The organism is Bradyrhizobium sp. ma5, assembly GCF_042258955.1.
GTDB lineage: Bacteria > Pseudomonadota > Alphaproteobacteria > Rhizobiales > Xanthobacteraceae > Bradyrhizobium.
The window spans coordinates 9,036,640-9,063,347 of record NZ_CP170156.1; the positions used below are offsets into that span (position 1 = coordinate 9,036,640).

The window sequence follows — 26,708 nt, forward strand, 5'->3', positions numbered from 1 at the left end:
CGTCAAATGAAAGCGAAATCCACTCCGGTCAGCCGCCCAGCATCTTGCTGACGATGCGGGCGGCATAATCGACGGTCGGGATCACCCGCGCATAGTTCAATCGCGTCGGTCCGATCACGCCGAGCACGCCGACGATCCGTCCCTGGGCGTCGCCATAGGGCGCGATGATGGTGGAGGAACCCGACAGCGAGAACAGCTTGTTCTCCGAGCCGATGAAGATCCGCACGCCCTCGCCGCGCTCCGCGCGGCCAAGCAGATCGATCACGCCGCGCTTGGTCTCGAGATCGTCGAACAGCGACTTGATCCGCTCGAGATCGTCCAGCGCATGCAGATCCTCGAGCAGATTGGCGTGACCGCGCACGATCAGTTGGCGGTCCTCGTTTGCGCCGCCGGACCAGCTCGCGATGCCGGCCGCGACGACCTTCTGTGTGAGCTGATCGAGTTCGGCGCGGTTCTGCGTCAATGCGGTCTCGAGCTCGAGCCGCGCTTCCGCCAGCGTCCGGCCACGGATCCGCGCATTGAGGAAATTGGTCGCCTCCGTCAGGGCGGAGGACGGCACGCCCGGCGGCAGCGCCAGCACCCGGTTTTCAACCTGGCCGTCTTCGCCGACCAGCACGACCAGCGCCTTCTCGGGCTCCAGCCGCACGAATTCGATGTGCTTCAGCCGCGCATTCGATTTCTGCGTCAGCACCACTGCCGCCGCCCGGGTCAGCCCCGACAGCCGCGTCAACGCTTCGCCAAGCGCCGCCTCGACCGATTGCGCACGATCGACCGCCGCGAGCTGGGTCTGGATCGATTGCCGCTCGGCCTCGGTGAGGTCGCCGACCTGCATCAGGGCGTCGACGAAGAAACGCAGGCCGAGCTCGGTCGGCAGCCGGCCGGCAGAGGTGTGCGGCGCATAGATCAGGCCGAGCTGCTCGAGATCCGACATCACATTGCGGACCGAGGCCGGCGACAACGGTAATGCGATCAGGCGCGAGATGTTGCGCGAGCCGACCGGTTCGCCGGTCGCGAGATAGCTTTCGACGATTTGGCGAAAAATGTCGCGCGACCGCTCGTTGAGCTGGGCGAGCCCGGCATGCGGGGCGATCAGGCCTATCGGATCGTGGTGCGTCAAACTCCAGTCCTTCACAATTGCTGCCTAATCTGTCGCTCCCGGAGGCCGGTGACAAGCATCCATTCGGCCCCCTGGCACCCGGACCATTCCGGGGCCAAAACCCTCGCCAAAACCCATGCCAATCCCTTGCCAAAACCCTTGCCGCTGCCGCTTCCCCCTCCTACAAGCACGCCCAGCCCTATCTCTCGGAATTCTGGAGGATTTCCATGCGGCCAAGCCGCCGTGCGCCCGATGAACTGCGTCCCGTGTCGCTGGAACGCGGCGTCGTCAAATATGCCGAGGGTTCCTGCATGGTGAAGTTCGGTGACACCCATGTGCTGGTGACCGCCACGCTGGAAGAGCGGTTGCCGCCGTGGCTGAAGGGGCAGGGCCGCGGCTGGGTCACCGCCGAATACGGCATGCTGCCGCGCGCCACCCTGGAACGCACCCGCCGCGAGGCCTCCGCCGGCAAGCAGGGCGGCCGCACCGTCGAGATCCAGCGGCTGATCGGCCGCTCGCTGCGCGCAGCTGTCGACCTCGAGGCGCTCGGCGAGCGCCAGATCACGGTCGATTGCGACGTCATCCAGGCCGATGGCGGCACCCGCACCGCCTCGATCACCGGTGCCTGGGTGGCGCTGGCCGACTGCATCAACTGGATGAAGACCCGCAACATGCTGAAGACCAACGTGTTGCGCGACAACGTGGCGGCGATCTCCTGCGGCATCTATCAGGGCACACCGGTGCTCGATCTCGACTATGCCGAGGATTCCGAGGCCGACACCGACGCCAATTTCGTGATGACCGGCGACGGCCGCATCATCGAGGTGCAGGGCACCGCCGAGAAGACGCCGTTCTCGCAGGACGAGTTCCTGGCGCTGATGGCCCTGGCGCGCAAAGGTGTCGCGCGTCTGGTCGACTTGCAAAAGATCGCGGTGGCGTAGTCAGATTGGCCATGCATCGCCGAATCACCGGAAGGCTCGTCATCGCCACCCATAATCCCGGCAAGCTTGCCGAGATGCGGGAACTGCTGGCGCCGCACGGCGTCGAGGCGGTGTCGGCCGGCGAGCTCGGCCTGGCCGAGCCCGAGGAGACCGGTGACACCTTCCGCGCCAACGCCGCGATCAAGTCGATCGCGGCGGCGAAGGCGAGGGGATTACCGGCCTTCGCCGACGATTCCGGCCTCGTGGTCGACGCGCTCGACGGCGCGCCCGGGATCTACTCGGCGCGCTGGGCCGGCGAGGGCAAGGACTTCATGGCGGCGATGACGCGGATCGAGCGCCTGCTGCAGGAGCGCGGCGCCACTGCGCCGGAGCAGCGCAAGGCGCATTTCGTCTCCGCGCTGTGCGTGGCCTGGCCGGACGATCACCTCGAAGAAGTCGAGGCCCGGGTCGACGGAACCCTGGTCTGGCCGCCACGCGGCACCGCCGGATTCGGCTATGATCCGGCGTTCCTGCCCGACGGTTACACGCGGACCTTTGGCGAGATGAGCAGCATCGAGAAGCACGGCCTGCCGCCGCTCGGACTCGGCCTGTCGCATCGCGCCCGCGCCTTCGTGAAGCTCGCGGAGATTTGCCTTGAGCCACGCTGAACGAGAAGCTTTCGGCGTCTACGTGCACTGGCCGTTCTGCCTGTCGAAATGCCCGTATTGCGATTTCAACAGCCACGTCCGGCACGGGCCTATCGACGAGGCGCGCTTCGTGCGCGCGTTCGCCCGCGAGATCGAGACCACGGCCGCGCGGGTGCCGGGACGCGAAGTGTCCTCGATCTTCCTCGGCGGCGGCACGCCGTCGTTGATGCAGCCGCAGACCGTCGGCGCCGTGCTCGATGCGATCGGCAAGCACTGGCAGGTCGCGCGCGACGTCGAGGTCACGCTCGAGGCCAATCCGACCAGCGTCGAGGCGACACGCTTTCGCGGCTATCGCGCAGCCGGCGTCAACCGGGTCTCGCTCGGCGTGCAGGCACTGGACGATGCGTCGCTGAAGGCATTGGGCCGCTTGCACACCGCGCGCGAGGCGCTCGACGCGGTTGCGATCGCGCGAAGCGCATTCGACCGTTACTCGTTCGATCTGATCTACGCCCGTCCCGACCAGACGCCGCAGATGTGGGCCGACGAATTGAAGCAGGCGATCTCGGAAGCGGCCGAGCACCTGTCGCTCTATCAACTCACGATCGAGGAAGGCACGCCGTTCTTCGGGCTGCATGCCGCCGGCAAATTGCAGACTCCGGATGAAGCGACCGCGCGCGCCCTCTACGACGTGACGCAGGAGGTCTGCGCCCGCGAGGGATTGCCCGCCTACGAGATCTCCAACCACGCCCGCGCCGGCGCGGAGTGCAAGCACAACCTCGTCTATTGGCGCGGTGAGGAATATGCCGGCATCGGCCCCGGCGCGCATGGAAGGCTCGACATCGACGGCGTCAGGCACGCGACCGCGACCGAGCGGCGCCCCGAGGCCTGGCTGTTGAACGTCGAGGAACGTGGCCACGGCGTCGTCACCGACGACAGCCTCAACAGCGAAGAACGCGCCGACGAATTCCTCTTGATGGGGCTGCGGCTCGCCGAGGGCATCGATCCGACGCGCTATACAAAGCTTTCCGGCCGAAAGCTCGATCCGCAGCGGATCGCGATGCTGCGCGAGGAAGGCGCCATCGCCGTCGATGCCGACGGACGGCTACGCGTGACCAAGTCGGGCTTCCCGGTGCTCGACGCGGTCGTTGCGGATCTCGCCGCCTAAATATCGAAAACAACCCCATGCAAAGTAGCCGGCGGTTGCCCGCGCTCGACACGGCAGCTTGACCGTCTGACGAAAATCAAGCGCCAAAACTCTTCGGCGAGCCTGCGACCGGCGTGCTTCCAGCCGAAGCCACCTTCATGACCGCAAGGCCACGCTCATTGGTGCCGTCGGAGCGGAAGCGGAACAGGCCGTCGATGCCGGCAAAGCCGGATGGATTGGTCAGCGTCTCCGGCGCAAAGCGCTGCGCGCCCTGGGTGCGCGCCAGCGCCGCCATCAGCGCCACGGCGTCATAGGCAAGCGTTGCGGTGCGCACCGGCTCGCCGCCGAATTTGGCGCGATAGCGGCCGGCGAAGCCGCGGAAACCTGACGGATCGGGCGCGGCGTAGAGGCCGCCTTGCAGGACCGGGCTCGCGAACACCCGCGGATTGTCCCACAACCCCGTGCCGAGCAGCTGGATGTTGCGCAGATTGGCACCCGCCGCGGTCAGCGCATCGGCGGTCGCAACCACCGAATCGCCGTCGTCGGCGATCAGCAGCGCATCGGCCTGGCCGAGCGCCTGCGCCACGGTCCGCGCCGGCGTCGCGCGATCGGCGCCATATTTCTCGAATGCGATGACGCGGCCGTTCTTGCGGCCGACCGCCTGCTTGAACGCGGCCTCGACCACGTTGCCATAGGCGTTATCAGGCACCATCGCGGCGAACGAGCGTTTTCCGATCCCCGAGGAATAGTCGACGATCCGATTGATGTCGGACTCCGGCAGGAAACTCAGGAGGTAGACGCCGTGCCCGGCGACGCTCGAATCGGTGGAGAATGCGATCACCGAGGTGCCGCGCGGCCGCGTCAGTTGCGCGGTGGGCGGCACCGAGCCTGCGAACAGCGGTCCCAGAATGATCTCGGCGCCTTCGGACAGCGCCTGCTGGGTGCCCTGCGCCGCACCCTGCGGGCTGCCGCCATCGTCCTTGATCAGGAGCTGAATGTTCGGGTTCTGAAATTCCGCGAGCGCCATTTCGGCGGCGTTCCGCATCGACTGCGCGGCGAGCCCGGCATTGCCGGACGCGGACAGCGGCAAAATCAATCCAATTTTGACCTGCCCGGTGCCGACCGCCTGCGGCTGCTGCTGCGGACCGGCAGGCCCAGCTTCGGGGTTGCTGCTAGAAAACTGGCTCAAGCTCTGCTGGATGCCGGAACAGGCGGTCAGCAGCGGCGCGCCCACGATCAGGCCAAGCGCGGTCCGCCGGGTCGTGCCCGACGGCGGGGACGTACGGTGATGCGGGCCTTCCATCGTCTCTCTTCTCTTGACCGACCAGGATCGGCCAGGACTCCATCCAGCTCTGATGAGGCGGGTGGATTCAGGCATATTGTCGGCGAATAGTTAACTAAAACAAAAGGATTATGGCCCTGTGGCGCCGTTGCCGCGGCCTTCATTTCCCTCCACGGCAGCCCTTCCGCCACCGCCGTTTGCGGATGTGGCGCAAGCGCTGCCATCCCTCTAGATTGGCATTATGCGCGCAAAAGCCAGTTCCCTCCACCATTCGGATGCCTCGACGGGCGCTGCAGCCAAAACCTTTTCGATCGGCGGCCAGCAGCTTGCCGCGCCAAAGGCCAGGCCCGGGCTGCATCTGGTCGCGACCCCGATCGGAAATCTCGCCGACATCACCCTGCGCGCGCTCGAGACGCTGGCCGGTGTCGACGTCATCGCCTGCGAGGACACAAGGATTACGCGCCGGCTGACCGAGCGTTACGCGATCACCGCCGAGCTCGCGCTCTACCACGAGCACAACGCAGCCCAAGCCCGGCCCAAGATCCTCGAACGGCTGGCGCAGGGTGCTGCGATTGCACTGGTCTCGGACGCCGGCACGCCGCTGATCTCCGATCCCGGCTTCAAACTGGTGCGCGACGTCTGCGCCGCCGGGCATGCCGTCATCGCGGTGCCGGGGCCATCGTCGGTGTTGACCGCGCTGTCGGTTGCGGCGCTGCCGACCGACCGGTTCTTCTTCGAGGGATTTTTGCCGTCGAAGGAGCATGCGCGCCGCGCGCGGCTCACCGAGCTGGCCCGGATCGATGCGACGCTGGTGATGTTCGAATCCGGCAATCGGGTGCAGGACACGCTGCGCGACCTCGCCGCGATCATGGCTGGACGCGATGCCGCGATCTGCCGCGAGCTGACCAAGCTGCACGAAGAGGTCAAGCGCGCGACGGTCGCCGAGCTTGCGGCAGGCGCCGACGCGCTGGAGACGCGAGGCGAGTTCGTGCTCGTCGTCGGGCCGCCGCCTGACGATGCCGGCGTGATGGGCCAGGACGCGCTCGACGATTTGTTGCGCGTACAGCTCGCCCGCGGCAGCGTCAAGGATGCGGTGGCGCATGCGGTCGAGCTGTCGGGCCGGCCGCGCCGCGAGGTCTACGCCCGAGCGCTGGAGCTCGCGAAGACCACCGGGGATGGCGATGGCGAAGACTGACAGCGCCTCGCCCGAACGCGTCGCCGCGTTCCGCACCGGCATCTCGGCCGAAAGCCGCGCCGCAGCCCTCCTGATCGCCAAGGGCTATCGCATCCTGGCAAGGCGCTTCCGCACTCCTTATGGCGAGATCGACCTGGTGGTGCGGCGGCGCAATCTGCTCGCCTTCGTCGAGGTCAAGGCCCGGGCCAGCCTCGACGACGCCGCCTATGCGGTGACGCCGCGCCAGCAGCAGCGCATCGTCAATGCCGCCCAAGCCTGGCTGATGGCGCATCCCGAACATGCCGAATTTGATCTCAGATTCGACGCCGTGCTGATTGCGCCGAAGAGCCTGCCGCGCCATCTGTTAGCGGCATTCGACGCAAGCCCTTAAAGTTACCCTCAGACCTCGCGGGACACGCTTATGAAATTGAAGATCGCCGTTCAGATGGATCCCATCGCGCGCATCAACATCCGCGGCGATTCGACCTTCGCGCTGCTGCTCGAGGCGCAGAAGCGCGGCCACGGCATTTCCTACTACACGCCCGACAAGCTGTCGCTGCGCGGCGAGGAGCTGGTGGCGCCGGTGCAGTCGCTCACCGTGCGCGACGAGGTCGGCGATCACTTCACACTGGGCGAGCCGAAACGGGAGGCCCTCAATGGCTTCGACGTCGTGCTGCTGCGGCAGGACCCGCCGTTCGACCTCGCCTACATCACCTCGACCCATTTCCTCGAGCGCATCCATCCGAAGACGCTGGTCGTCAACGATCCGGCCAGCGTGCGCAACGCACCGGAAAAGCTGTTCGTGATGAATTTCCCGCAGCTGATGCCGCCGACCCTGATCTCGCGCGACCTCGACGAGATCAACGCCTTCCGCGACCAGCACGGCGCCGTCGTCATGAAGCCGTTGCACGGTCATGGCGGCGCCGCGGTGTTCCGCGTGATGCCGCAGGACATGAACTTCGGTTCGCTGTTCGACATGTTCTCGGTCACCTTCAAGGAGCCCTGGGTGATTCAGCGCTTCCTCCCCGAGGTGAAGCATGGCGACAAGCGCATCATCCTGGTCGACGGCGAATTCGCCGGCGCCGTCAACCGCGTGCCGGCCGCGGACGATCTGCGCTCCAACATGGTGCGCGGCGGTGCGGCCAAGGCGACCGAGCTCTCGGATCGCGAGCGCGAAATCTGCGCCACGCTTGGACCGGCGCTGCGCGAACGCGGCCTGCTGTTCGTCGGCATCGATGTGATCGACGGCAATCTGACCGAGATCAACGTCACCTCGCCGACCGGCATCCGCGCCATCCAGCGGCTCAACGGCCCGGATGTCGCAGCGATGATCTGGGATACCATCGAGAAGAAGCGCGCCGCGAAATAATCCTCCCTTGTGCGCCGCACATGCTGGCTGAAATTTAGCCAGCGCATCGGCGCGCGTGCGTTCGCCTTATTCTACTTGCCAGCTTGCGCGGGCGAGGGCAGCATTCTCTTGCCTGCGTCAGGTCAAGCGGCGGGTCAACGCGCGGGCAACAACGCGAAAATCTCATAAAAAATGTGGAGGAAGACGTTATGACGCTCAATGTCTCACGACGATCCTTGCTCGCGCTCGGTGCCGGTCTCGGCGCCAGCACACTTCTCGGCAGTACTGCACAGGCACGCGCGCCGAAGCTCGGCACGCAGACTCCCTATTGGCACCGCTTCGTTCTCGGCGATGCCGAAGTGACCGTCGTCTCCGACGGCCCGCTTCCGCTCGGCGATCCCTCCGGCACCTTCACCGGCGTGCCGAAGGAAGAAGTGAAGAAGATGCTCTCCGACAATTTCCTCTCGCCCGACAATGTCGTGCTCGAGCAGAACTCGCCGATCGTCAACATGGGCGACCGGCTGATCCTGTTCGATACCGGCATGGGCACATCGAAGGCGTTCGGCCCGACCACCGGCCGGCAGCAGAAGAGCATGCAGGAAGCCGGCATCAAGCCGGAGGATATCGATGCCGTCGTGCTGTCGCACGCGCATATCGATCATATCGGCGGCATCGTCGGCGCCGACGACAGGCCGCTGTTCCCGAATGCGCAATACTACATCGCGCAGAGCGATCTCGATTTCTGGACCGATGAAGGCAAGATGGGCAGTCCGTTGAAGGACTTTGTGGTGCACGCCCGCAAGAACCTGCTGCCGGTGCGCGACCGCATCGTGTTCTTTAAGGACGGCCAGGAATTCCTGCCCGGCGTGACGGCGATCGCAGCGCCCGGCCACACCGTGGGTCACTCCATCTTCATGGTGAGCTCGGGCGGCAAGTCCTTTGCCTTCCTCGGCGATCTCTCGCATCACGCGGTGCTGCTCTTGGAGCGGCCGCGGATGGAGTTCTCCTACGACACCGATCCGAAGCAGGCGGCGAACTCGCGGGTCAAGCTCCTTGAGATGCTGGCCGCGAACAAGACGCCTGTGATGTCCTATCACTTCGCCTGGCCGGGCTACGGCCACGTCGCCAAGGCCGGCGAGGGCTTCCACTACTATCCGGAACCGATGCAGATGACGTTGTAACGCCGGCGCATCCGGGGTCGGCGCGTGTCGCCCCCGGATGTTCCCTTAATGTTCTTGCGCTGGGCAGTCCGCTCCGCTACCTTGGGTGGCGGAAGATAGGGGCAGCATGGTCCAGCGGGTTTCCACCGTCGCATTCGAGGGGATTGAGGCCCGTGCGGTCGACGTGCAGGTCCAGGTCGCGCCGGGACTGCCGGCGTTCGCGATCGTCGGCCTGCCCGACAAGGCGGTGTCGGAGGCGCGCGAGCGGGTGCGCTCGGCGCTGATCGCCTCCGGGCTGGCGCTTCCCGCCCGCCGCATCACCGTCAACCTCGCGCCGGCTGACCTCCCCAAGGAGGGCAGCCATTACGACCTGCCGATCGCGCTCGGCCTGATGGCGGCGATCGGGGCGATCCCGCCCGATGCGCTCAGCGGCTTCACCGTGCTCGGCGAACTCGGGCTCGACGGCTCGATCGCACCGGTGGCGGGCGTGCTGCCCGCGGCGATCGGCGCCAATTCGCGCGACGAAGGGCTGATCTGCCCCGCCGCCTGCGGCTCGGAGGCCGCCTGGGCGAGCCCGGACATCCAGATCATCGCGGCTCACTCGCTGATCCAGATCGCCAATCACTTCAAGGGCACACAGGTGCTGTCGCGGCCACAGCCGAAGGTGCAAGACCAGAACGAGGCGCGCGAGGAAGCGCTGCTCGATCTGCGCGACATCAAGGGCCAGGAGAGCGCAAAGCGCGCGCTCGAGATCGCCGCCGCCGGCGGACATCATTTGCTGATGTGATGGCCAATTAAGACCCAACAAATTTGACGATTTGCTGCGCTTCGACACAAACCTCAGTAAATGCCCCCTATGGGAGAAGAGGTCGTACATTTACTGAAGGTCGCGTCCTTGGCCTCGAATCCCCGTCAACTTCAGTAAATGTCTGCTATGGGAGAAGAGGTCGTACATTTACTGAAGCGTGACCTCGTTACTCGGAATGCAAGACCGCAGCTCCAAGGATCGCAAGACGATCCCAGCTTCTGTGACCCTCAATCTGACGCCGCCGGAGGTTTCTTCGGAGGCTTGTACGTTTTCCATCGACGCAAGCAACTTCCAGCCGAAGCCGCAGAAGAAAGTTGCGGGGGTGTCAGATTGTGTGATCATCGGTTTCGATACCGAGTACGTAACACCCGATTCCCCGTCCTCGCGCGACGACATTCGTGAGGGTCGAGCGAAGTATCGGGTCCTGTCGTATCAATTCCATTGCCTCCTTCCATCGGGAGAAGCCTGGTCGGGGATAGCTATCCCATCCGAAGATGAACGGATGTCGATGGGAGAATTGGTCGTCTTCGCTCTCGGTTCGCGTCCGCAGAGCCAGAACGATGGATTACTGCCGCGGTCCATCTATCTGGTTGGCCACTACACCAAAGCTGACCTTCCCGCGTTTAGCGATTTTGACAGCATCAAAAAGATTGCCGCTGCGGTGCGCAGTTCGTTTGTCTCAACCGATGCGAGCTTTGATTTCGTTGTCAACACGACTACCGGTGAAATCGAGCTTTGTGTTCTGTTGCGTGACACGTTTCTCCTCGCTCCTGCTGGTTCTCAGGCACTCGCAGCGCTTGGCGAAATTCTTGCTATTCCGAAAGTGACGCTTCATGACGATCCAGCAGAAGAACGCCGAATCAAGGGTCGGATGGACGAATTGCGGTCGCGCGACTGGCCGCTATTTCGGAAGTACGCGATTCAGGATGCCGTTATCTGTGCGGAGTATGCCCAGAGAATCATTCGTCTCTGTGAACTTCACCTCGGAAAGCCTCGGTTGCCTGTCACGCTGACCGCGATTGGTGTTGATCTTCTTTTGAAGAAATGGCGAGACGAATCGAGAGACGCAGACGCTATTCTTGGTCGAGAGGTCGTCAAAGAGAAGCGCTGGAACAAGCGTCGGGGCCACTATCAGACTGAAAGCCGTGAAGTCGCTCGCCAGAACTATGCACTGTACGAACAGCTAGCGACGGAAGCGTACCACGGTGGCAGAAACGAACAGTACTGGTTTGGTCCTGCTTTCGTGGATGATTGGACGGACTTTGATCTGTCGAGTGCCTACGCGACGGGCATGGCGTTGATCGGCACACCAGATTGGAGTGATTTCAAGCACACGCTCGCGGTAACTGACTTTGGAATCCAGACACTCGGTTATGCGCTTGTTGATTTTGAGTTTCCTGCAACGGTTCGATTTCCGTCTCTACCAGTCAGGACTGACAACGGTCTAATCTTCCCAAGGAAGGGTCAGTCGTTCTGCGCCGCGCCAGAGATTGCTCTGGCGAACGCACTTGGTGCAAAACTGACGATCAAGCATGGCGTCGTAGTTGCGTCAGACAGCCGTGAACCTGTTTTCGCGAGTTACATCAGGCATTGCATCACAGAGCGTCGCAAATATCCGAAGAAATCGCTCGATGATCTGTTTTGGAAGGAGCTCAGCAACTCGACTTATGGGAAGACCGCGCAGGGGCTCCGTGAGAAGCGTGTCTATGACAGTCGATCGATGGACATGGTTCCTCTCCCACCTAGCAAGATCACAAATCCCTATTTTGCGGCCTACATCACGTCGTTCGTACGCGCGGTCATCGGTGAGATACTGAATGCTCTGCCGGATCGAGTTTGCGTGTTTAGCTGCACGACCGATGGATTCTTGACCAATGCTACGAAGGCCGAGATTGATACCGCCGTCCAAGGACCCACGGCGAATGCGTTCAAGGAGACTCGTGACCTCTTGACGGGCGAGCCGACGGTCCTGGAAGTCAAGCACCGAGTACGTTGCCCCCTCGGTTGGAGAACTCGAGGTCAAGCAACACTGATTGAGGGTACGCTAGAGCAGAAGCCGACGAACATCGTACTGGCTAAGGGCGGGCTCCGGCTGGACGATGGCTTCGATACGCTGGAATCGCGAAATGCCGAGATCGTGAGAATGTTCTTTGCGCGAACTCCAGAGGACAGGCTTACTTTTGAGAGTCTGACCGGCATCCGCGACATTATCGAGTTCGATACTGACCTTGTTTGGAAGGAGGTCAGCCGCCGCGTAAACATGGAATACGATTGGAAGCGGAAGCCCGACATCCTATTTGACCACGAAGATTACAAGCATTGCGCATTCTCAACCGTCCCGTGGGAGACTGTAGATCAGTTCATCGCAGTGCGCGGTCTCTTTGAAAAGTATCTGGATTCCGATCCACACTGCATTAGGTCAGTTGGCGATCTCGACTCATTTTCCGTTTATGTCGACTCCCAGATGCAGTTATCCGACCAAGATCGCAGGTACCTTAGGAAACGGTCCGGTGATCTAAGTCGTCTGCGAAAGGCCTTGTGTGCTGCTTGGCATATGGATTTGCTGGGATTGCGCAAAAATCCTGCTATCCGGTCGGCTCAGCAGTTCGCAGACTTGTTCACCGCGTGTGGCGTGGGATGTAGCCGCGCAAACGTCGAGAATGGCAGCAAGCAGAGCTTTACGGCGAATAGCATTCCCCCCACGGAAAGTGTCCTCGCAGCTATTGCGAAGCTAAACGTCTTGTATCCGGATTTAGTTACCGAAACCCTCTGTGCGACGCATCATGCATTGGCGACCGTCAAGCCTAGACGGCGTCCGCACCTTCGGCTGCATACTCGAGGCGATTGGTACTATCGAGGGATAACCATCCCCGGTATCGGCAGAATTGAACCGGCCTTGCAGCCCAGCTGGGAGCTGAAGCGAATTTTCGAGCAGCCGCGCGACTACGTAGACCCTCCTCGGCGGTGGTTGACTCGGCAGGAATATGGACTTCATGACTAATGCTGGTGAGTGACTATGCCGACGAAGTTAAGATAGAAATTGTCGAGAAAGCCAAATCAAACACCAAAAGCTAAGGTTTGAGATTCTTCAAGATCGCGGTGAACGTCTCGGGCGGGATGCCGAAGCGGATAAGCAGAGCAGATGCAGTACCGATGGTGAGTGCTGCTGCGCCTTTGCCGAGAAACTGAGCGTACTTGTCTAGGAACGTGTTGAGGTGCTTCTTCACATCGACCGCTGATTTCTGCACCTCCTTAGGCGTGCGCTTCGGTTTCTTCGGCTCTTTCGCTGCCTTTTCAAGGTTTTCATTCAGGCGCTTCAGCTCCGCCACAAGGCGGCGGATCTCGTCAAGATAGTCCTTGTCCTCGATGAGAAGTGCGGGCGGCGGATGATTGTGGTGGCGCTCGGCACTGTATTCCAGAGCTTCCTCGAGCGCTGAGATCATCATGGTCGAATAGAGAATGACCTCTTGTGGGCTTTGGATCACGACCCGGTCGTTTGTCGGGGTGACAGGCTTCTCCTGTGCCTCCACCACGATCCTCTCAATTGCCTCGCGAACAATATCAGACTTGGTCCGCTTCTGATCTAAAGCGATGCGGTCGAGCGCGTCCTTCATCTCAGGGTCAAGATTGGTGGTTACGCGTGGGCGGTCGTCAATTAAGCGGTTGTCGGCAGTCCTGAAGAGTCGGGGCTTTGTCTCTTGGATTGCATAATCGACCTCGCGACGCTGCTCTGGGTCGCGCCGGGGCGGCTCTTCCCTACGGACTAGCCTCTCTTCCGCAACTCGTTCTCGGACAAGGCGCTCGCTCTTTATGCCCTCCGAGCCTCGCGGCGGTCGCTTATCGCTTGGCATACCTGCAAACCTCGCTAGAAGGTTGCAGCGTATTATCGCGGCTGGTTCTTCGTCAACCGACGGCGATCGATGGTCACCTGAACGTTGTAGTGCTGCGCCTTGTCTGGGCCATACTTTGACCCGGTCGGGACAAGAGTCGTGATGCCGTAGCGAGCGGCAGTCATGATGTGGTTCTTCTTCGGGTCCTTGATACCAACGTTTTCGCCGTCCTTTGTGATCTTTCACGAATAGTCCTCATACTCGTCATGAATGTTGAGCGAGCGGCGTGTGTAGGAACGCTTCATTCAATCGGCGAGGGAATTAGCGGCTTCGCCTTCCGTGCTCGTGTTGATTGCAACAGGCGGCATCCGTTGGAGTACAGTTAGCTATTAAAGCGTCTCGTACGGATACGCCCTTTGCACTTCAGCGAACGATCGGTTGCCTGAGAGGGGCCTTTCGCCCGGCAATCAAAGGTAGCAGTTGGTCCAATCTATGGAATCAAGCAGCGACCGCTTCTGCCGCAGCTTGAGGAGGTAGTCAGTCCATCCGGCGTCGGACCGGTCCTGGATGTCTACCTCGTGATAGCCGAAATCAGTTTTCGACCATTGATCTCGAATGATCACCGCGAAACGCTCGAAGGAGCAGTGGTAGGGGCGCTCAAGTATGCAGTGGTAGTGCAGCCGGTAGTCGGCACTCATTTCCAAGACGCAGACCATTCGCAATCGCTTGCCATGCACTTTCGCCGCACGACCCAGCACTCTGGTCTCCAGGCGAACGCGGAACAGCCGGAGGTTCGCGGATGCGACAATGTCATCTGCTGCTCGCGCTCTGGCACGCTTTTTCATGGTCAGAGTTACAGCCACCGGATTTTCAAACGGCACCGCGTTGATTAGGTTTGCCAGAATGTCGCGGCTGACGGAAAGTGACGTTGGCATCAGTACCTAATCGGAGGCCACTCACGAGCCTTCCTGAGTCGGCACAGCATCCGCAACAAGTAGTGACGCGACTTTTCGCTCACGATCATGACGGCACTGTTCGGTCCGACCAGTTTTACTTTGCGCTCTCCGGCATTCGTTAGACCTAACAGGAAGGTGCGATACTTCCCCTTCGAGGCAAGGCTATATAGAGCGCGTCGCAGATCCATTAGGTCGGCGAAATCAGCCGGGTCATTCTGACAGAGCCATGCGAGCAAGTCAGTTCGGACCGCATTATCGTAGCGCCTTCGGCTCCTTGATGATCTCCGTGCCCCCAATGAAGCCGCGGCAGGGAACTGTGCGATAATATTTGGTGTCGCTGGCTGCCAGCCTGGAGAGGATTCGTTTGATTGATCGTTCATGAGAGCTGCCCACGTTGGCGTAGATCGTTTTCGTATTGCCTACGTTGCTCCTCGGTGTAGACGCGAGCTGGTCCTGCCGCTCCGTACCTTCCGCCTCGCAGTCCGCGTTCATGTTGGAGGTTGTTACCGCCATACCGGTTCGTCGCCATCCCACGAAGGTGTGACGGGTAATTGCAGATGCGGCGTTCTTCGGTGATTAGGGATCTTGGATTTCTTGATGCTGGATCGTGCCAGCGAGTCGGCTTACTAGCCATCATATCTCCGTTTCGTTGCGATTTGGGATTGCGAGCCGACCAGATAGGTCAACTCCAACGGAGGTATTTAGGGACTGGGAGAGTGGTGTTTTGGAGGATGGGACCAATACTTAAAATGACGAGCGCAACGCTGATTGCTTGGATGGCAACGTCAAGCTGGACGCCAATTAGCAGTGGTGGGAAGATGTCATCCGTCTGGCAAGTGTTGAAGTAAGGACGGACACGCATCGACACGACCCCGACCTCTCGGTCCGGATAGCACTGCTCAGATAAGCATTTTAATCATGGGCCTCCACATTATGACACAGGTTCATTACTTCCCTCGATACTCGCAACGTGAAAACTTCGATACGAACAACACGCTCCTGCTCCTGCACCGCCTCTACGATTACAATCGCTTCCGCTTTGAGAGACTTCTTTCCGTGCTGCTTCGCGATGCGGTAACCGAGAATAGCAGCCTCGTGGGGCTTGGGCTTCAGATAAGGCAACAAGTCGGTACAGGCCTAGGAGTGATCGATGGCTATCTCTACCAAGATAGCTTTCGCATCGGGATCGAGACGAAGCGAAGCTCAAACAGCTTTGGCATTGAGCAACTCAATCGTCACTTGGCCGGCTTTGACCAAGCAAGCGGTGGCTTCCTGTTTCTGCTAAGTCCGGAACGCCCTCAGATGTCAGGCCCTCAATGGGAAGCGCTGCGAACGACCGCAACAGACCGGAACGTCATTCTCGTGCCCGTTACCTTTGGAGACATGATTGCTGCTGCGCGGAGCTGCCTCAACGATTACGACGAGGGAATGCATGCTCTCGTCACCGACTACGAGGATTTCTGCAGTGAAGAAGATTTATTGCCCGTTGACCGATGGACTCTGTTTGTCCCGCCGTGTGGTCGCTCTCACAACATAAATGTCGTGAACCAGCTCTATTTTTGTCCCGCGGCTTGGTCTCGCCGAAAGGCACGCTTCCTTGGCATCTACTATGAAAAGGCTGTCCGAAACATCGGGTTGATCACCAAAGTTGTCCAGTGTGAAATCAACAACTCAGGCGTCGTGAATGAAACAGTGTCGTTGACTGCTGATGAGCAGCGGCGAATTCTCGACGCGGCGCGAATGGCTCAAGACGAGCAAGGATGGGACCTAACCAAGGATCATCAGTTCTTTCTGTGCAGCGGGATGAGTGAGACGATGTTCCGCAAATCCAGTCCGGGAGGGATCATGGGCCATCGATACTTTGATCTGCGTGAGCACCTTCCAGTCCCGATGCCGGATGACCTCGCGGACATCGCTGATGGATTAACTGAACAGAGTTGGTAGTCAAATGATGATCGACTTGCTCAAACGTTTCCGGCTGGGCTCGTTTGATCGGAAATGCCATGACGACTAGTTCGATCGACGTGCCTTTGGCGATGCTTGTCAAACCGTTCTTGCACGAAGTGGCGCGCGGCGAAGTAGAGATTTATAACGAATTCAGCCTTCAACACGAGCTGGGCATCTTTCTTCGCAACGAATTCTCCAACAGCAAAGTTCGATTTGAACGAAATGTAAGTTCATTGTTCTCTCCAGGCGCCGCATTCACCAAGCGAGAAATTGACGTCTGCATCGCCAACCGAATTGATCATCGACTGCAGTATGCGATCGAGTTGAAGTTTCCACGGAATGGCCAGCATCCGGAGCAGATGTTCAGCTTCTGCAAAGACATTGCGTTTGCGGAGGAGCTTAAGGCTGGCGGCTTCACCCGTGCCGGGCTTGTCATCTTTGCGGAAGATTCTCTGTTCTGGCGTGGTCCGTCGGATGGCATTTACGGCTTCTTTAGAAGTGGGCGACCGCTGACGGGCATAATTGAAAAGCCAACGGGCAAGCGCGACTCCGCGGTCAATATACGCGGATCATACCGCGTTGAGTGGCTGCCTGTCGTCGGGGATCTGAGGGCCGCCGTCGTTGAAGCTTCCTAGATTGTCCGCCACCGGAAACTCAAGCATTCTCAATGGTCACCCCAAATCTGGAAGTTTTTCTTATTGCTGTTGCCTAAGTGCCAAATTCAGAAGACGGCGGCTCCATCAACAACGAGGAGCCCATCATGGCACGAGCGACTATCTCTCTGGTTTCCATTCAGAAGCCGACCGCGAACACGCCGGTCCTCCAGCGCCGCAACAAGTTCACCGCCAGCATCGAACAGCAGATCATGCGTATTTCGCAAAAACGGGACAGCGGTTTCGCTAACTGACGGACAGCAGTTTCGCTAAATCGCGGACAGCGTGGCGGCGCTGGCTTTTGGTTGCCTGGTTGTTGAAGTCAGTTGGTATTCGTTTCGCTGTTTTCGACGTCGGTCAAGGGGCGCGCAGCTTTTTTCCTTCGCATGCTGTCGCCTTCGAGGGCGATACGGTGGGAGTTGTGGATGATCCGGTCGAGGATAGCATCTGCGATGGTTGGCTCGCCGATCATGTCGTGCCATTGGGCAACGGGCAGCTGAGCGGTAATCAAGGTCGATTTGCGCCTGTAGCGCTCTTCGAAGATTTCGAGGAGATCAAGGCGCTGCTGGTCATTGAGGGTGTGGGTGCCCCAATCGTCGAGGATGAGCAACTGGACACGTGCGAGCTTATCGATGAGGCGCGGGAAGCGACCATCGAGACGGGCCATGGCGAGGTCTTCGAACAGGCGCGGCATACGCAAATAGAGGACGGAATGATCGAGCCTGGCCGCCTGGCGTCCGAAGGCGCACGCCAGCCAAGTTTTGCCAGTCCCGGTCAGGCCGGTGATGATGAAGTTCTCATGGGCTTTCAGCCAGGCGCCTTGCGCCAGCTGCAGGGTGTTGCGCCGGTCAAGACCGCGGCGGGACGCGAAGTCGACGTCTTCGATACAGGCGTCGATGAAGCGCAGCTTGGCTGCGGCCAGCCGATTGGTCAGGCGCCGGTCGGCGCGCATGGCGGCTTCGCGATCGAGCATCAGGCCGAGCCACTCGTCGCGGCTGAGATCGGCGGCATTGTCCTGTTCGGCCAATTGCCGGTAGGCGGCCGCCATTCCGGCAAGGCCGAGCGCCTGCATCTGGTCGAGGGTCGGGTGGGTCAGCATCGCGATGGTCCTTTCCTTCATTGATAATAGCCCCCACCACGGATGTTGGCGTGCGAGGGGGTGGCTTTGACGGGGGCGGCAGCAGGGCTCGCGCGGTCGAGCCCGGATTTGAGGATCGCGCTCACCGAGGAGTAGCTGATCGCGTTGATGACGAGTGCCCGCTCGCAAGCTGCTTCGAGCCGATCGCGCTCGTAGCGCCGCGCCAGGGCGATGATCCCCATGGCGGAGCGATAACCCTGCTCGGGATGCGGGCGCTCACGCATCATCCGCTCGACCAGCGTGGCGGCGTTGACGCCGATCCGCGCTGCCATCTTGATCAAGCTCGCCGGCGTCATATTGGCGTAACGCTGATGGGCCTTGGGCATGTGCTCGTTCACGGTGACATGGCCGCTGCGCTGAGAGCGGCGCACATGGCTGGCAACACGCGTGTGATCCTGGAAGATCTCGACGGCTCGATAGGTGAGCCGGACGTCCACCCGACGGCCGATCAGCCGGTGCGGCACCGAGTAAAAGGTCTTGTCGACTTCGACGTGATAATCGGGGTGGACCTTCGCCGTTTTCCATTCGGCGTATTCGAACGGCTCGCCCGGCAACGGCGTCAACGCAGCGCGCTCGATCTCCTCGAACAGCTGCCGGCGGGATTTGCCGATATGGCGCATCGGCCGATGGTTCAGCTCCTCCAGCAAACCGGCGATCGCAGTATTGAGATCGGTCAGGTTGAAGAACCGCCGATGGCGCAGCCGTGCCAGAATCCAGCGCTCAACAATCAGCACCGCGCCTTCAACCTTGCCCTTGTCGCGCGGCTTGCGGCTGCGGGTCGGCAAAATCGTCGTGTCGTAGTGCTCGGCCATGGCGGCAAAGGTTTGGTTGAGCGTCGGCTCGAACCACAACGCCTTGACGACCCCGGCCTTCAGATTGTCGCAGACGATCGCCCTGGGAACTCCGCCGAAGTACGACAAGGCCCGGGTCTGGCCTTCGATCCAATCTGGTAGTCGCTGACCGAAGCTCCCCATAGCGAAGGTCAGCGACGAGGCCCCGAGCACCGCGACAAATATCTGCGCCTGACGGATCTCGCCGGTTTGCGGATCGATCACCTCCACCGTCGGACCCGCATAGTCGGTCTGCATCACTGCACCCGCCGCGTGGCGATGACGGAAGGTCGGGTTCGCCCGGCGCCGATAGGCGTCAAACTTCTCGCAGAACCACGTGTAACCATAGCCGTCGGGATGCGCCGTCCGGTATTCCTGCCACAGCAGCGTCAGCGTCACGCCCTTGCGCTTGAGCTCCTGCGCCACCCGTGGCCACTCAGGCTCGCTCAAGTCCTGCGGGGGCCGCCCGACCCGCCGGAACAAGGCTCGCTGCAAGGCCGCCTCGCTCTCGTAAATCGGCGGCAGCGGCCAGCTCAAACCCGCTTCACGCGCTCGCAGCAGGTAGGTGGCAACCGAACTCTTGCTGATCTGCAGCCGTTCCGAGATCTCCCGAACCGACAGGTCCTGCTCGTACGTCAGCCTCAGGATCGATCGTAGGTCCTTCACAGTGGTTCGTTTCGCTTGCTTCCGTCTCGGCATTGCCCCTCTCAAACTCACAGCTTGAGAGAGAACATTGCCTGAACGGCGCTCCCGAAAACCAACCTCCCGCAACTGTCCGCGATTTAGCGGAATCCCTGTCCCGGAATTACTGAAATCGCTGTCCGCGAATTACCGAAATTGCTGTCCGGAAATTGCCGAAACACGCAGATCACGAAGATCGGGCTGTTCAGGGAAGGCAAGCGCATCTCCCGGGAGCAGTTCTGGGTGGACGGAGCAGGTGCGATCTTCTTCCAGCTTCGTTACGGAAGGCAACCGCTGGAGCTGGAGAAAGGCAAGAGCACGCTGAAGGCATCGACGTTTGACGATCTCGTCGAGCAGCTAGACCAGATCAAGACGATCGCCGTCGCCGGCGGTATGGATGAAGCGCTGTCTGCAGCCGCCAACGCTGTGAGGTCGAATTTTAAGGCGGCAAAGGACAAGAAGGCAGGTAGGGGATAGTCGTCAGCATTCCGTTGCCTGATCCATTTTCACAACGGACCCTCCTTTGGCTCGAAACCAACGGAGGGCTTTCTATGGCCGACGCTATTGTTACGCGAATTCGTTACCCGCTGCTGACCGGTCTATTGCTGATGTCGATCCCTGTGGCAGGTTCGATTAGCTATCTAATGGTCGGCGATCAAAACTACGCTTGGATCAATGCCGTCGGCATACTGATTGTCCCGCTCTCGATATTTTGCTGGATTTTCACAACGATCAAGGCAGTCAACTTGGTTGGCGTGAGGTTTTGGTTCGTCCCCTCCACGTATGTCGCATTAGGTGGCGGTGTTATCGCTCTTCTGATGTGTTTGATGATGGGCCTCTTTACTCAAGAAGCGGCCAGGCACGGTCACCAAGTAAAAGACGTCACGCTCTATGTCGCTGCTGCAATTTTGTACGGTGGCTGTGTTGTTTGGTCGTATTTCTACAACTGGCGAAAGACGGGATCGGCGATCTTGTCTCTCAGCCTGACGCTCCTTCAGACGATATCCGCCGGCTTTGTCATTGTGGCGCTGTACTTCTGGATTGATGGTCGCAACACGAAGCGGTACGAGCGCGAACACGGCATCCGTTAAGATGTCTGCTACTGCGGTCTGCTGCGACGGCCGGGCATGTCTCTTCTAAACGCTCAGGTCGGACGTGCGGTAGCGGCTGCTTCACAGCTTCCCTCTTCAAGGTAGAGTTGCTCCAGGCAGGAGCAACCGGCCGTGTCAGCCTTGACCTTTGGGGCTCAGGTCAATCTCACCGGAACCTCCATCTCGATAGTTATGATGTACTTAAAGCTGACGTTGCCTCGGTGAACAAATCCACAATCGGCTTGACGGAAGGCAAGCTGTGTAGCGTCAGCCTCGCACGAACTCAAAACGGGTGGGCTTGATACTTCCGGTATCGTGATGACCGACCACAGCAAAAGATTGGTCTTTGAAAAAGTCCCACAGCGAAGTCTCCCACTTTCGCGTTCCTGCATTAGTTAAGACCACGACGCTGCTCTTCCCCGTTCGTTCGACGTCAAGATGCAACTGAACGGATTTTGATTTGTCGTCTGGTAGAACTTGCCAAGCGTCGGCGACACCATCGCAGCGCGATGAGAATGTCTTCAGACCTGCTTGGTTATCCTTAGTGCGGCCGCTGAAGATCGGTTGCCACGAGGAGCAACCAACAGTCGCTGGAATAGCGAGGGGAAGATTTGCTACCTTGCCGTTCTGTATGTCACCCAAGAAAAGGCGGATGTCTCGAGCGGATACAGCGAAATTCAAGCCCTGGGCAGGTCTCGCCAAGACTGTGGTCTCACCCGCCACCTCTACTTTCTTGACGCTCGATATGTCGCGTACCCAGGTGTTGATTCCGACGACCTCGGCATTCGCGTTCAATAGCGGACCTCCAGAGTTGCCGGGATTGATAGGCGTCTGCGTCTGAATTGCTGTATAGCTCTCATTGTCGTTATCAATCTTGCGCACGCCGCTGACGACGCCTTGCGTGAATGTCCACGAATACCCGAGAGGATGACCAATCGCGAATACGTCTGCTCCAACTTCAATATCATCACGAGGAGCGACCTTGAGCGATTTGAAGTTTGCGGGCATCTCGTTCGGGTTGATCAGAGCAAGGTCCTTGCTTCGATCTACAAAGGCTACTCTGCCTGTACGAAACTCGGTTGATTGAGCAGATTGGGTCATGTCGACTGGCTTGAAGAATATTTCAACACTACCGACACCCTCGACAACATGCCGGTTTGTCAGGATCATCCCATTTGGGAGAACCACTCCAGAACCACTACCGTCTTTTGTTTTCAGCAAGACGACCGCGGGTGAGGCGAGTTTATAAAGCGCAATCTCCTGAGCGCCTCTACGATTGGAGGTGACTCGGGCGAACTCCTTGATCACCTTGCCCAACTCTTCAAAGGACATGCCGTCGGCAAGCGGGTTCAAATCAACCGGTTGTGAGTTGTCGTCCGGCGCTGCGTTGCCGCTCTCGGGAAGAGTCGTAAAGAAATCTCTTTTGGAAATACCCTGACAGTACGCCGCTTCCACAGCAATCGTCGCAAAGACTAGCGCAGCCAAAGTCTGGACTAGTAGTCTCATCTCATCTCTCCATGCAGAGTAGAGCCTGCGTACGTCAGCGAGCTGAATCGCTAAACTCAACAAGCCAACCGTTGGTGCCCAATGCGCTACCTGCCGCTACGTATCGATGGTCGCCTCGGATCGCTACAGCAGCGAGGCTTCGGTTTAGGGCATCGTGAATGACTTTATCGCCCACTAAGACGCCGTCGCGCCGAATGACCAATATAGCTGCGTTCATAACCGAGTCTGAGTCGGCGTTGTCAAAGGCTGAATCCTTTAAGAAGTCCTTCTTTGAGAAGTTGGCCAACTCCTCACTACTCATCGTCGGCCTCACAAGTATGGGAGGAAGAAACACGTAAACTCTTCCTACGATTACAATTCGGTCCTGGGTTACCACGAAGTCGTGCGACTGAATGCTGTTGGTCGTTTGCGTTTGAAAAATCGATTTAACTGCCTGACCCGGTAAATCAATTTCCACGACACGTACGCCACTCGTTAACCGGCAATCAGCACTGACATCCATGAGGCCGAACAGCGTCCTCTCGCTGTCTCTAAGTCGCGTAATTAGCCCATCTTTGATTTCAAACTGTTGCCGGACTGAAAACGTTAGGGGGTCGAAGCGGAAGACGAATGAGGTGCTCATCGAAGCGCACGTGTACGTTCTTGTGCCAGTCAGTGGGTTGGTCTGCATCGGCGTTACATGCTTTTCTGAAGCGGGATATTCGCCGCCGACCGCCAACACTAGATCTCCAAAGGCGTTGATGGTCGTTCCCTTGGCCAAAGCCGGCAAGATTAATGGCAAAGTAACGTGCCTTTCTCGAAGAAACTTTCCCTCCCGTGAGACGGCTGTCAGCCATAGCGTGGTTGCAGATTCTGACACAGACGCGTAGTCGGTCTCTAAACTTACAAGAATGTATGTGTCGGAAAACTCAACTATGTCGGTTCCAAACCTGTTACTGCTGCTATTCGAGCTTTCCCGTACGACCTGCCATTTTAACTCGCCGTCGCGACCGAGCAATTTGAAAACGGCAGCTGGTTGACCGGGCTTTGCAAGGCAAGTCTGACAGGACGACGGATAGTACCCACTAACGCCGATATAGTCGCCGAGGTCGAATATTCGCGAAGACGTTGCCATTCGACGGTCAAGATCGATGACCGTGCTATTCTCTGGTGACGTAAATCTCAAAATGTAGCTGCCAGCTCTATTCTCCCCCGCCAGTGGTCGAGCCATGCCGGTGGCATAGTTCGCTTTGCTGCTCGTCTCGGTAATACCAAGCAGTTCCGATTGGTCGCGGTTCTCCAGGACAATTTCCTTATCAATGCGGATTCTACCAACGCGACCCGAACTGCCAGAGAGGGGCGCAATGCTTCCATCGCCAGCTATAATGAAGGCCGCCCAAAACCGAGGATGGGCCATGTAATCTTCTCGTGCCGTAGAAACAAAGTTTAGGGTCGTTTGGCGAAGCGCGTCGGCAACGCCCAAAGTTGGTTCGCGTTCCGCCAAGGAAACTAGACCACTACCAATCTGCTCTGCAGCAGCCGAATAAACAGCCCATTGCGTAACGGCAAGTGATCGAGCCCCAGCAAAGAAAAAGGCATCAGCTAGTCCGCTAAGACCCCGGCTGTTTAGTCGTCCATCCGGAGCCGCGGTATTACATGCTGACAAAATTATAAGATTCGCATCCAATGCGAGGTCAGCGATTTCATTGGTGGTCAATATGCCATCGTTCTTTGGGTTGTCTTCTTCCTCTCCAGGAGAAAGGACTAGTGCTGGCTCGGTCACTCCGTCAGCTTCGCCTGCGACCAGTGCATGGGTTGCAAATGAGACGATCTTGTACTTCTCGAGTGGTCTCGATCGAAGTTGCCGTTCGCTTGCATGCGTGCCAAGCAAGAGGTCCGCCGATTTCACCCCCAACACGGTTGCTTCGCTTCTTAACTCCGTGCCCGCTTCGGGTAATCGAGGCAATTGTCGAATTGCGGATCGACTTCCGGCTCCTCTGATTCCTATCAATGGCGCTAGTGCGAGCTGTTTGGACGGATCAGGTCGACCAGTGAAATCGGGATCGCCGATGCCGAGAAACTTTTCAGTGGCTTCGGTAGCCGGCATCTGGCGGCGCAGCTGGTCCAGCGACATTACAGATGGCAGCAAGCTGATCGAAAACGATCTCATCGTCCAAGCGGCAGATCTGTGTCGGAAAGGTTTGCTCGTATCCAATTCGGTTAACAGCGCGTTCCAGGGAGTCGAGAACAAGTCCGCGTCGGTTGCGAGAAGAATGCTGCGCTTGCGATCCAAACAGGATTCGATTGGGCCGAGCGTGGCGCGATAGAGTCGGAAAGAACTTTCAGCAGGAAACAGCGAATCTAGCTCCCGGGAAGGTTCGTTGATGCTCCGAAGCGCGGCCGATAACAGCTTCTCGTCGATCAACAGTTGCTTGAGTTCGGAAGGCGTAAATTTAGCGACTTCGAATTCTTGGCTTTCCGCGCTTACACAACTGATGAATAGCCCGTGGCCCGGTAGTAGGACGTGTCCGACAAGCGCTTCGCCGGGTTTCAAGAGCGCCCTTGCTTTCTCAAGCGAAAGCGTATCCTCACTGGCCACATACGTGGCCGCTCCGGATCTTTTGATGGATTCATCTACTGTCGAGATCTTACCTTCAATCTGCTCTAGTCGAATAAGAAACGCGTAATCATTAGATTTGCTGGGCTCGTAACCTTTGATGGGTAATGTACGGCTCAGCAACTGCTGTGCGCTTTCAAACATTATCCGTTCGCGCAAGTCCTTCAGCCTGTCTCTAGTCCTAAGGTCTTCTCTTTGCAGGTCTGAGGTCGCGGACAGGCGAGCAACTCTGGCACTCAAACTCAATTTGGCTTTGTCTCGGTTCAGGAATTGCTCAAGACGGAACACCAAGTCCGCCTGCTGTGGTGATGACACGTGTGAAGCGATTCGGCTTAAGGTGGCGCTTAATACGAGCCGCTCTTCAAGAGACAGGGTGGGCAGCTTGGATGGCGATTCGCTGGAAAATTCGTGGTGATACGCGCTAATCTTTAGGAGCGCCTCACTGAGCATTTGGCTCGATGCTATATAGTCCTCCCGTCTAGCTGCGATGTGCGCCTTGATGATTTGATCGTAAGCCGCAATTCGAATACTTTCTTGTTTGTCAGACGGGCTGGCGGCGAACTTTTCAGCTTGCTCAATATCTCCCGCTAGGAGCGAGAAGTACGAAAAGGCAATGCGTGAATCGGGCAGCTTAATCCAGTTAGGGAACTCTGTCGCGAGCTTCTTAAGGCGATCTGAGAGTTCGGGATTGCCCGCTTCGGTAGACTTAGCTGCCGCACTATAGATGTCTTGGTAAAACATCTGCGCACGCACCGATGGTGCGATAATATCTACTTCAGCTGTAGTTTGCTTTAGGAGCCGGTAGATGTTGTCAGCGGTTTCAAAATTTCCGATTGATCTTGCAGATTCCAGCAATTCGCTTGCGAAGTTAAGATATTTCGGGCCTCGGTGCGGAAATGTTTGGTCGTAGACTGGAATGAGCTTGGTAAGGAGATCATGTGCTTCGCCGATCTGTCTGGTTCGTCGCAGGTAGATGGCGTAGTCCGTCAAGGTGTCTACAACTTCTTCTGAAGAAGCTCCCTTGTCGACCAGCGTACCTATGACCGCTCTCCTCATCCAGATTGCGGCCTGACCAACATTCTCACGGTCTAACTCGATCCTTGAAAGAACGCGGGCGGCGTCACGTTGTGGTGGAGTGATTACCCACCGCGCGTCTCCTCCGGTTAGATTTCGTAGGACTTTCTCCCCTTCGTTGGAGTGCCCCGTGAAGGCGAGGTTGCGGCCAACTTTAGACGCGAGTTGCTGAAATAGGATCGGGTTCGAGCTATGCAGCTTCGTAGAAGCTACTTGATTGAGAACTTTGGCTTCGTCCTCATAGCTTGCGATCTGGCTTAAGAAGTCAGCGAGGACCATGCCGACAAACCAGTAATTGTACGGTTCTTTGGCAGGATCGAGTTTTCCGAGCAGGGCCTCAATTTGACTGATGCCTTCTCTGACATGTCCATCGAGGACAAGCTGTCTTGCGGCTATGAAATCGCGTTCGTAAGGCGCGAAGCTCTCCTGGGCCTGTACCTTCGCGCAGGCTAAAATCAGCGTTACCGCGAATATAAAGAACAGACGTAGAGTAGCTTTCCCCAAGATCTGCCTCCATGGGCTATAGGGGAGTATACGACATATCTGCAACCTACGCGAACAGGATGACCAGTCCAAATCTCGCAATTGCTGCTAGAAGAGTTCGAGGTGCCTTCCGAGTTCTTTGGGGCCCGATCCCCTTCCCTGGAACGCCCATTGCAGCAGTACGGCTTGACATCTTCCGGCGAAGTTCGATCCTGGCTACGCTATCGGACACGGTGATGATAGCTTCTCATCCTCGAAACCAGCGCCGCCGCCGGCCCGCGTCCACCACCTCAAGCCGCTCGACTTGGGCACTGCGCCTATCACTGTCCATAAGGACAGTTCTC

At 58.9% G+C, this 26,708-nt stretch carries 21 protein-coding genes and 1 pseudogene; 14 read left to right on the top strand and 8 right to left on the bottom strand.

Going from position 1 to position 26,708, the window contains the following annotated elements; genetic code table 11:
- Positions 1-28: 28 nt before the first annotated feature.
- The gene (gene hrcA, locus ACE103_RS42705) at positions 29-1,117 is read right to left on the bottom strand and encodes a heat-inducible transcriptional repressor HrcA (protein WP_092120971.1); all 1,089 of its coding nucleotides are present in this window, start codon (positions 1,115-1,117) and stop codon (positions 29-31) included.
- A gap of 206 nt (positions 1,118-1,323) precedes the next feature.
- Here hrcA and rph point away from each other — a divergent pair, with 206 nt between their 5' ends.
- Genes rph through hemW form a run of 3 tightly spaced genes read left to right on the top strand, consistent with a single transcriptional unit; the run spans position 1,324 to position 3,828 of the window.
- A complete protein-coding gene (gene rph / locus ACE103_RS42710) occupies positions 1,324-2,037 on the top strand; it encodes a ribonuclease PH (protein WP_021078183.1) in 714 nt (237 codons plus the stop codon).
- A gap of 11 nt (positions 2,038-2,048) precedes the next feature.
- Complete coding sequence (gene rdgB, locus ACE103_RS42715) at positions 2,049-2,684, top strand: RdgB/HAM1 family non-canonical purine NTP pyrophosphatase (RefSeq protein ID WP_375777809.1); 636 nt, start codon at positions 2,049-2,051, stop codon at positions 2,682-2,684.
- Positions 2,671-3,828, top strand: coding sequence for a radical SAM family heme chaperone HemW (hemW, locus tag ACE103_RS42720; RefSeq protein WP_375777810.1), 1,158 nt, complete (start codon positions 2,671-2,673; stop codon positions 3,826-3,828). The genes rdgB and hemW overlap by 14 nt, the downstream gene beginning before the upstream one ends.
- A 76-nt stretch (positions 3,829-3,904) precedes the next feature.
- On the opposite strand, the gene ACE103_RS42725 is transcribed toward hemW, so the two are convergent.
- Positions 3,905-5,110, bottom strand: a complete 1,206-nt coding sequence (locus ACE103_RS42725) for a penicillin-binding protein activator (protein ID WP_375777811.1) — start codon at positions 5,108-5,110, stop codon at positions 3,905-3,907.
- A 220-nt stretch (positions 5,111-5,330) separates the two neighbouring features.
- On the opposite strand from ACE103_RS42725, the gene rsmI reads away from it, so the two are divergent.
- The 6 genes and pseudogenes from rsmI to ACE103_RS42755 all read left to right on the top strand — a co-directional run bounded on the left by rsmI (position 5,331) and on the right by ACE103_RS42755 (position 12,580).
- The gene (gene rsmI, locus ACE103_RS42730) at positions 5,331-6,284 is read left to right on the top strand and encodes a 16S rRNA (cytidine(1402)-2'-O)-methyltransferase (RefSeq protein WP_375777812.1); all 954 of its coding nucleotides are present in this window, start codon (positions 5,331-5,333) and stop codon (positions 6,282-6,284) included.
- The gene (locus tag ACE103_RS42735; RefSeq protein WP_166212917.1) at positions 6,271-6,654 is read left to right on the top strand and encodes a YraN family protein; all 384 of its coding nucleotides are present in this window, start codon (positions 6,271-6,273) and stop codon (positions 6,652-6,654) included. Before rsmI ends, ACE103_RS42735 begins: the two co-directional genes overlap by 14 nt.
- Before the next feature lie 30 nt (positions 6,655-6,684).
- A complete protein-coding gene (gene gshB, locus ACE103_RS42740; RefSeq protein WP_223971408.1) occupies positions 6,685-7,632 on the top strand; it encodes a glutathione synthase in 948 nt (315 codons plus the stop codon).
- 188 nt (positions 7,633-7,820) lie between these two features.
- The gene (locus tag ACE103_RS42745) at positions 7,821-8,792 is read left to right on the top strand and encodes an MBL fold metallo-hydrolase (RefSeq protein ID WP_375777813.1); all 972 of its coding nucleotides are present in this window, start codon (positions 7,821-7,823) and stop codon (positions 8,790-8,792) included.
- Positions 8,793-8,898: 106 nt separating this feature from the next.
- Positions 8,899-9,555 (top strand): annotated as a pseudogene (locus ACE103_RS42750) (magnesium chelatase domain-containing protein); the annotation flags it as partial.
- A 199-nt stretch (positions 9,556-9,754) separates the two neighbouring features.
- Positions 9,755-12,580, top strand: a complete 2,826-nt coding sequence (locus ACE103_RS42755; protein ID WP_375777814.1) for a DNA polymerase — start codon at positions 9,755-9,757, stop codon at positions 12,578-12,580.
- A gap of 70 nt (positions 12,581-12,650) precedes the next feature.
- Here the strand turns inward: ACE103_RS42755 and ACE103_RS42760 are convergent, their stop codons facing one another.
- Complete coding sequence (locus ACE103_RS42760; RefSeq protein ID WP_375777815.1) at positions 12,651-13,193, bottom strand: hypothetical protein; 543 nt, start codon at positions 13,191-13,193, stop codon at positions 12,651-12,653.
- A gap of 683 nt (positions 13,194-13,876) precedes the next feature.
- On the bottom strand, positions 13,877-14,344 hold the full coding sequence (locus tag ACE103_RS42765; RefSeq protein ID WP_375777816.1) for a hypothetical protein: 468 nt from the start codon (positions 14,342-14,344) through the stop codon (positions 13,877-13,879).
- Positions 14,345-15,283: 939 nt separating this feature from the next.
- Here ACE103_RS42765 and ACE103_RS42770 point away from each other — a divergent pair.
- From ACE103_RS42770 to ACE103_RS42780, 3 genes are all read left to right on the top strand, one after another.
- Positions 15,284-16,309: a hypothetical protein gene (locus ACE103_RS42770; protein ID WP_375777817.1), complete on the top strand. Its 1,026-nt coding sequence runs from the start codon at positions 15,284-15,286 to the stop codon at positions 16,307-16,309.
- 59 nt (positions 16,310-16,368) lie between these two features.
- Positions 16,369-16,947: a hypothetical protein gene (locus tag ACE103_RS42775; protein WP_375777818.1), complete on the top strand. Its 579-nt coding sequence runs from the start codon at positions 16,369-16,371 to the stop codon at positions 16,945-16,947.
- Between the two features lie 125 nt (positions 16,948-17,072).
- Complete coding sequence (locus ACE103_RS42780) at positions 17,073-17,219, top strand: hypothetical protein (RefSeq protein ID WP_375777819.1); 147 nt, start codon at positions 17,073-17,075, stop codon at positions 17,217-17,219.
- A 68-nt stretch (positions 17,220-17,287) separates the two neighbouring features.
- Here the strand turns inward: ACE103_RS42780 and istB are convergent, their stop codons facing one another.
- Both istB and istA read right to left on the bottom strand, forming a co-directional pair.
- Positions 17,288-18,064 (bottom strand): IS21-like element helper ATPase IstB, encoded by a 777-nt coding sequence (gene istB, locus ACE103_RS42785; protein WP_375781038.1) that lies wholly within the window; start codon positions 18,062-18,064, stop codon positions 17,288-17,290.
- Positions 18,065-18,081: 17 nt separating this feature from the next.
- On the bottom strand, positions 18,082-19,632 hold the full coding sequence (gene istA, locus ACE103_RS42790; RefSeq protein ID WP_375781039.1) for an IS21 family transposase: 1,551 nt from the start codon (positions 19,630-19,632) through the stop codon (positions 18,082-18,084).
- Between the two features lie 138 nt (positions 19,633-19,770).
- Here istA and ACE103_RS42795 point away from each other — a divergent pair, with 138 nt between their 5' ends.
- The gene (locus tag ACE103_RS42795) at positions 19,771-20,091 is read left to right on the top strand and encodes a hypothetical protein (protein WP_375777820.1); all 321 of its coding nucleotides are present in this window, start codon (positions 19,771-19,773) and stop codon (positions 20,089-20,091) included.
- Between the two features lie 74 nt (positions 20,092-20,165).
- Complete coding sequence (locus ACE103_RS42800) at positions 20,166-20,705, top strand: hypothetical protein (protein WP_375777821.1); 540 nt, start codon at positions 20,166-20,168, stop codon at positions 20,703-20,705.
- A 267-nt stretch (positions 20,706-20,972) separates the two neighbouring features.
- Here the strand turns inward: ACE103_RS42800 and ACE103_RS42805 are convergent, their stop codons facing one another.
- Both ACE103_RS42805 and ACE103_RS42810 read right to left on the bottom strand, forming a co-directional pair.
- Complete coding sequence (locus ACE103_RS42805) at positions 20,973-22,211, bottom strand: S1C family serine protease (RefSeq protein ID WP_375777822.1); 1,239 nt, start codon at positions 22,209-22,211, stop codon at positions 20,973-20,975.
- 34 nt (positions 22,212-22,245) lie between these two features.
- Positions 22,246-26,385: a CHAT domain-containing protein gene (locus ACE103_RS42810; protein ID WP_375777823.1), complete on the bottom strand. Its 4,140-nt coding sequence runs from the start codon at positions 26,383-26,385 to the stop codon at positions 22,246-22,248.
- Between the last annotated feature and the right edge of the window lie 323 nt (positions 26,386-26,708).

What these genes read in the sequence shown, in the direction of transcription:
- rph (WP_021078183.1), top strand. Translation starts at nt 1,324, where the DNA reads ATGCGGCCAAGCCGCCGTGCGCCCGATGAACTGCGTCCCGTGTCGCTG.
- rdgB (WP_375777809.1), top strand. Translation starts at nt 2,049, where the DNA reads ATGCATCGCCGAATCACCGGAAGGCTCGTCATCGCCACCCATAATCCC.
- ACE103_RS42725 (WP_375777811.1), bottom strand. Translation starts at nt 5,110, where the DNA reads ATGGAAGGCCCGCATCACCGTACGTCCCCGCCGTCGGGCACGACCCGG.
- rsmI (WP_375777812.1), top strand. Translation starts at nt 5,331, where the DNA reads ATGCGCGCAAAAGCCAGTTCCCTCCACCATTCGGATGCCTCGACGGGC.
- ACE103_RS42735 (WP_166212917.1), top strand. Translation starts at nt 6,271, where the DNA reads ATGGCGAAGACTGACAGCGCCTCGCCCGAACGCGTCGCCGCGTTCCGC.
- gshB (WP_223971408.1), top strand. Translation starts at nt 6,685, where the DNA reads ATGAAATTGAAGATCGCCGTTCAGATGGATCCCATCGCGCGCATCAAC.
- ACE103_RS42745 (WP_375777813.1), top strand. Translation starts at nt 7,821, where the DNA reads ATGACGCTCAATGTCTCACGACGATCCTTGCTCGCGCTCGGTGCCGGT.
- ACE103_RS42755 (WP_375777814.1), top strand. Translation starts at nt 9,755, where the DNA reads ATGCAAGACCGCAGCTCCAAGGATCGCAAGACGATCCCAGCTTCTGTG.
- ACE103_RS42760 (WP_375777815.1), bottom strand. Translation starts at nt 13,193, where the DNA reads ATGAAGGACGCGCTCGACCGCATCGCTTTAGATCAGAAGCGGACCAAG.
- ACE103_RS42765 (WP_375777816.1), bottom strand. Translation starts at nt 14,344, where the DNA reads ATGCCAACGTCACTTTCCGTCAGCCGCGACATTCTGGCAAACCTAATC.
- ACE103_RS42770 (WP_375777817.1), top strand. Translation starts at nt 15,284, where the DNA reads ATGGGCCTCCACATTATGACACAGGTTCATTACTTCCCTCGATACTCG.
- ACE103_RS42775 (WP_375777818.1), top strand. Translation starts at nt 16,369, where the DNA reads ATGACGACTAGTTCGATCGACGTGCCTTTGGCGATGCTTGTCAAACCG.
- ACE103_RS42780 (WP_375777819.1), top strand. Translation starts at nt 17,073, where the DNA reads ATGGCACGAGCGACTATCTCTCTGGTTTCCATTCAGAAGCCGACCGCG.
- istB (WP_375781038.1), bottom strand. Translation starts at nt 18,064, where the DNA reads ATGCTGACCCACCCGACCCTCGACCAGATGCAGGCGCTCGGCCTTGCC.
- istA (WP_375781039.1), bottom strand. Translation starts at nt 19,632, where the DNA reads ATGCCGAGACGGAAGCAAGCGAAACGAACCACTGTGAAGGACCTACGA.
- ACE103_RS42800 (WP_375777821.1), top strand. Translation starts at nt 20,166, where the DNA reads ATGGCCGACGCTATTGTTACGCGAATTCGTTACCCGCTGCTGACCGGT.
- ACE103_RS42805 (WP_375777822.1), bottom strand. Translation starts at nt 22,211, where the DNA reads ATGAGACTACTAGTCCAGACTTTGGCTGCGCTAGTCTTTGCGACGATT.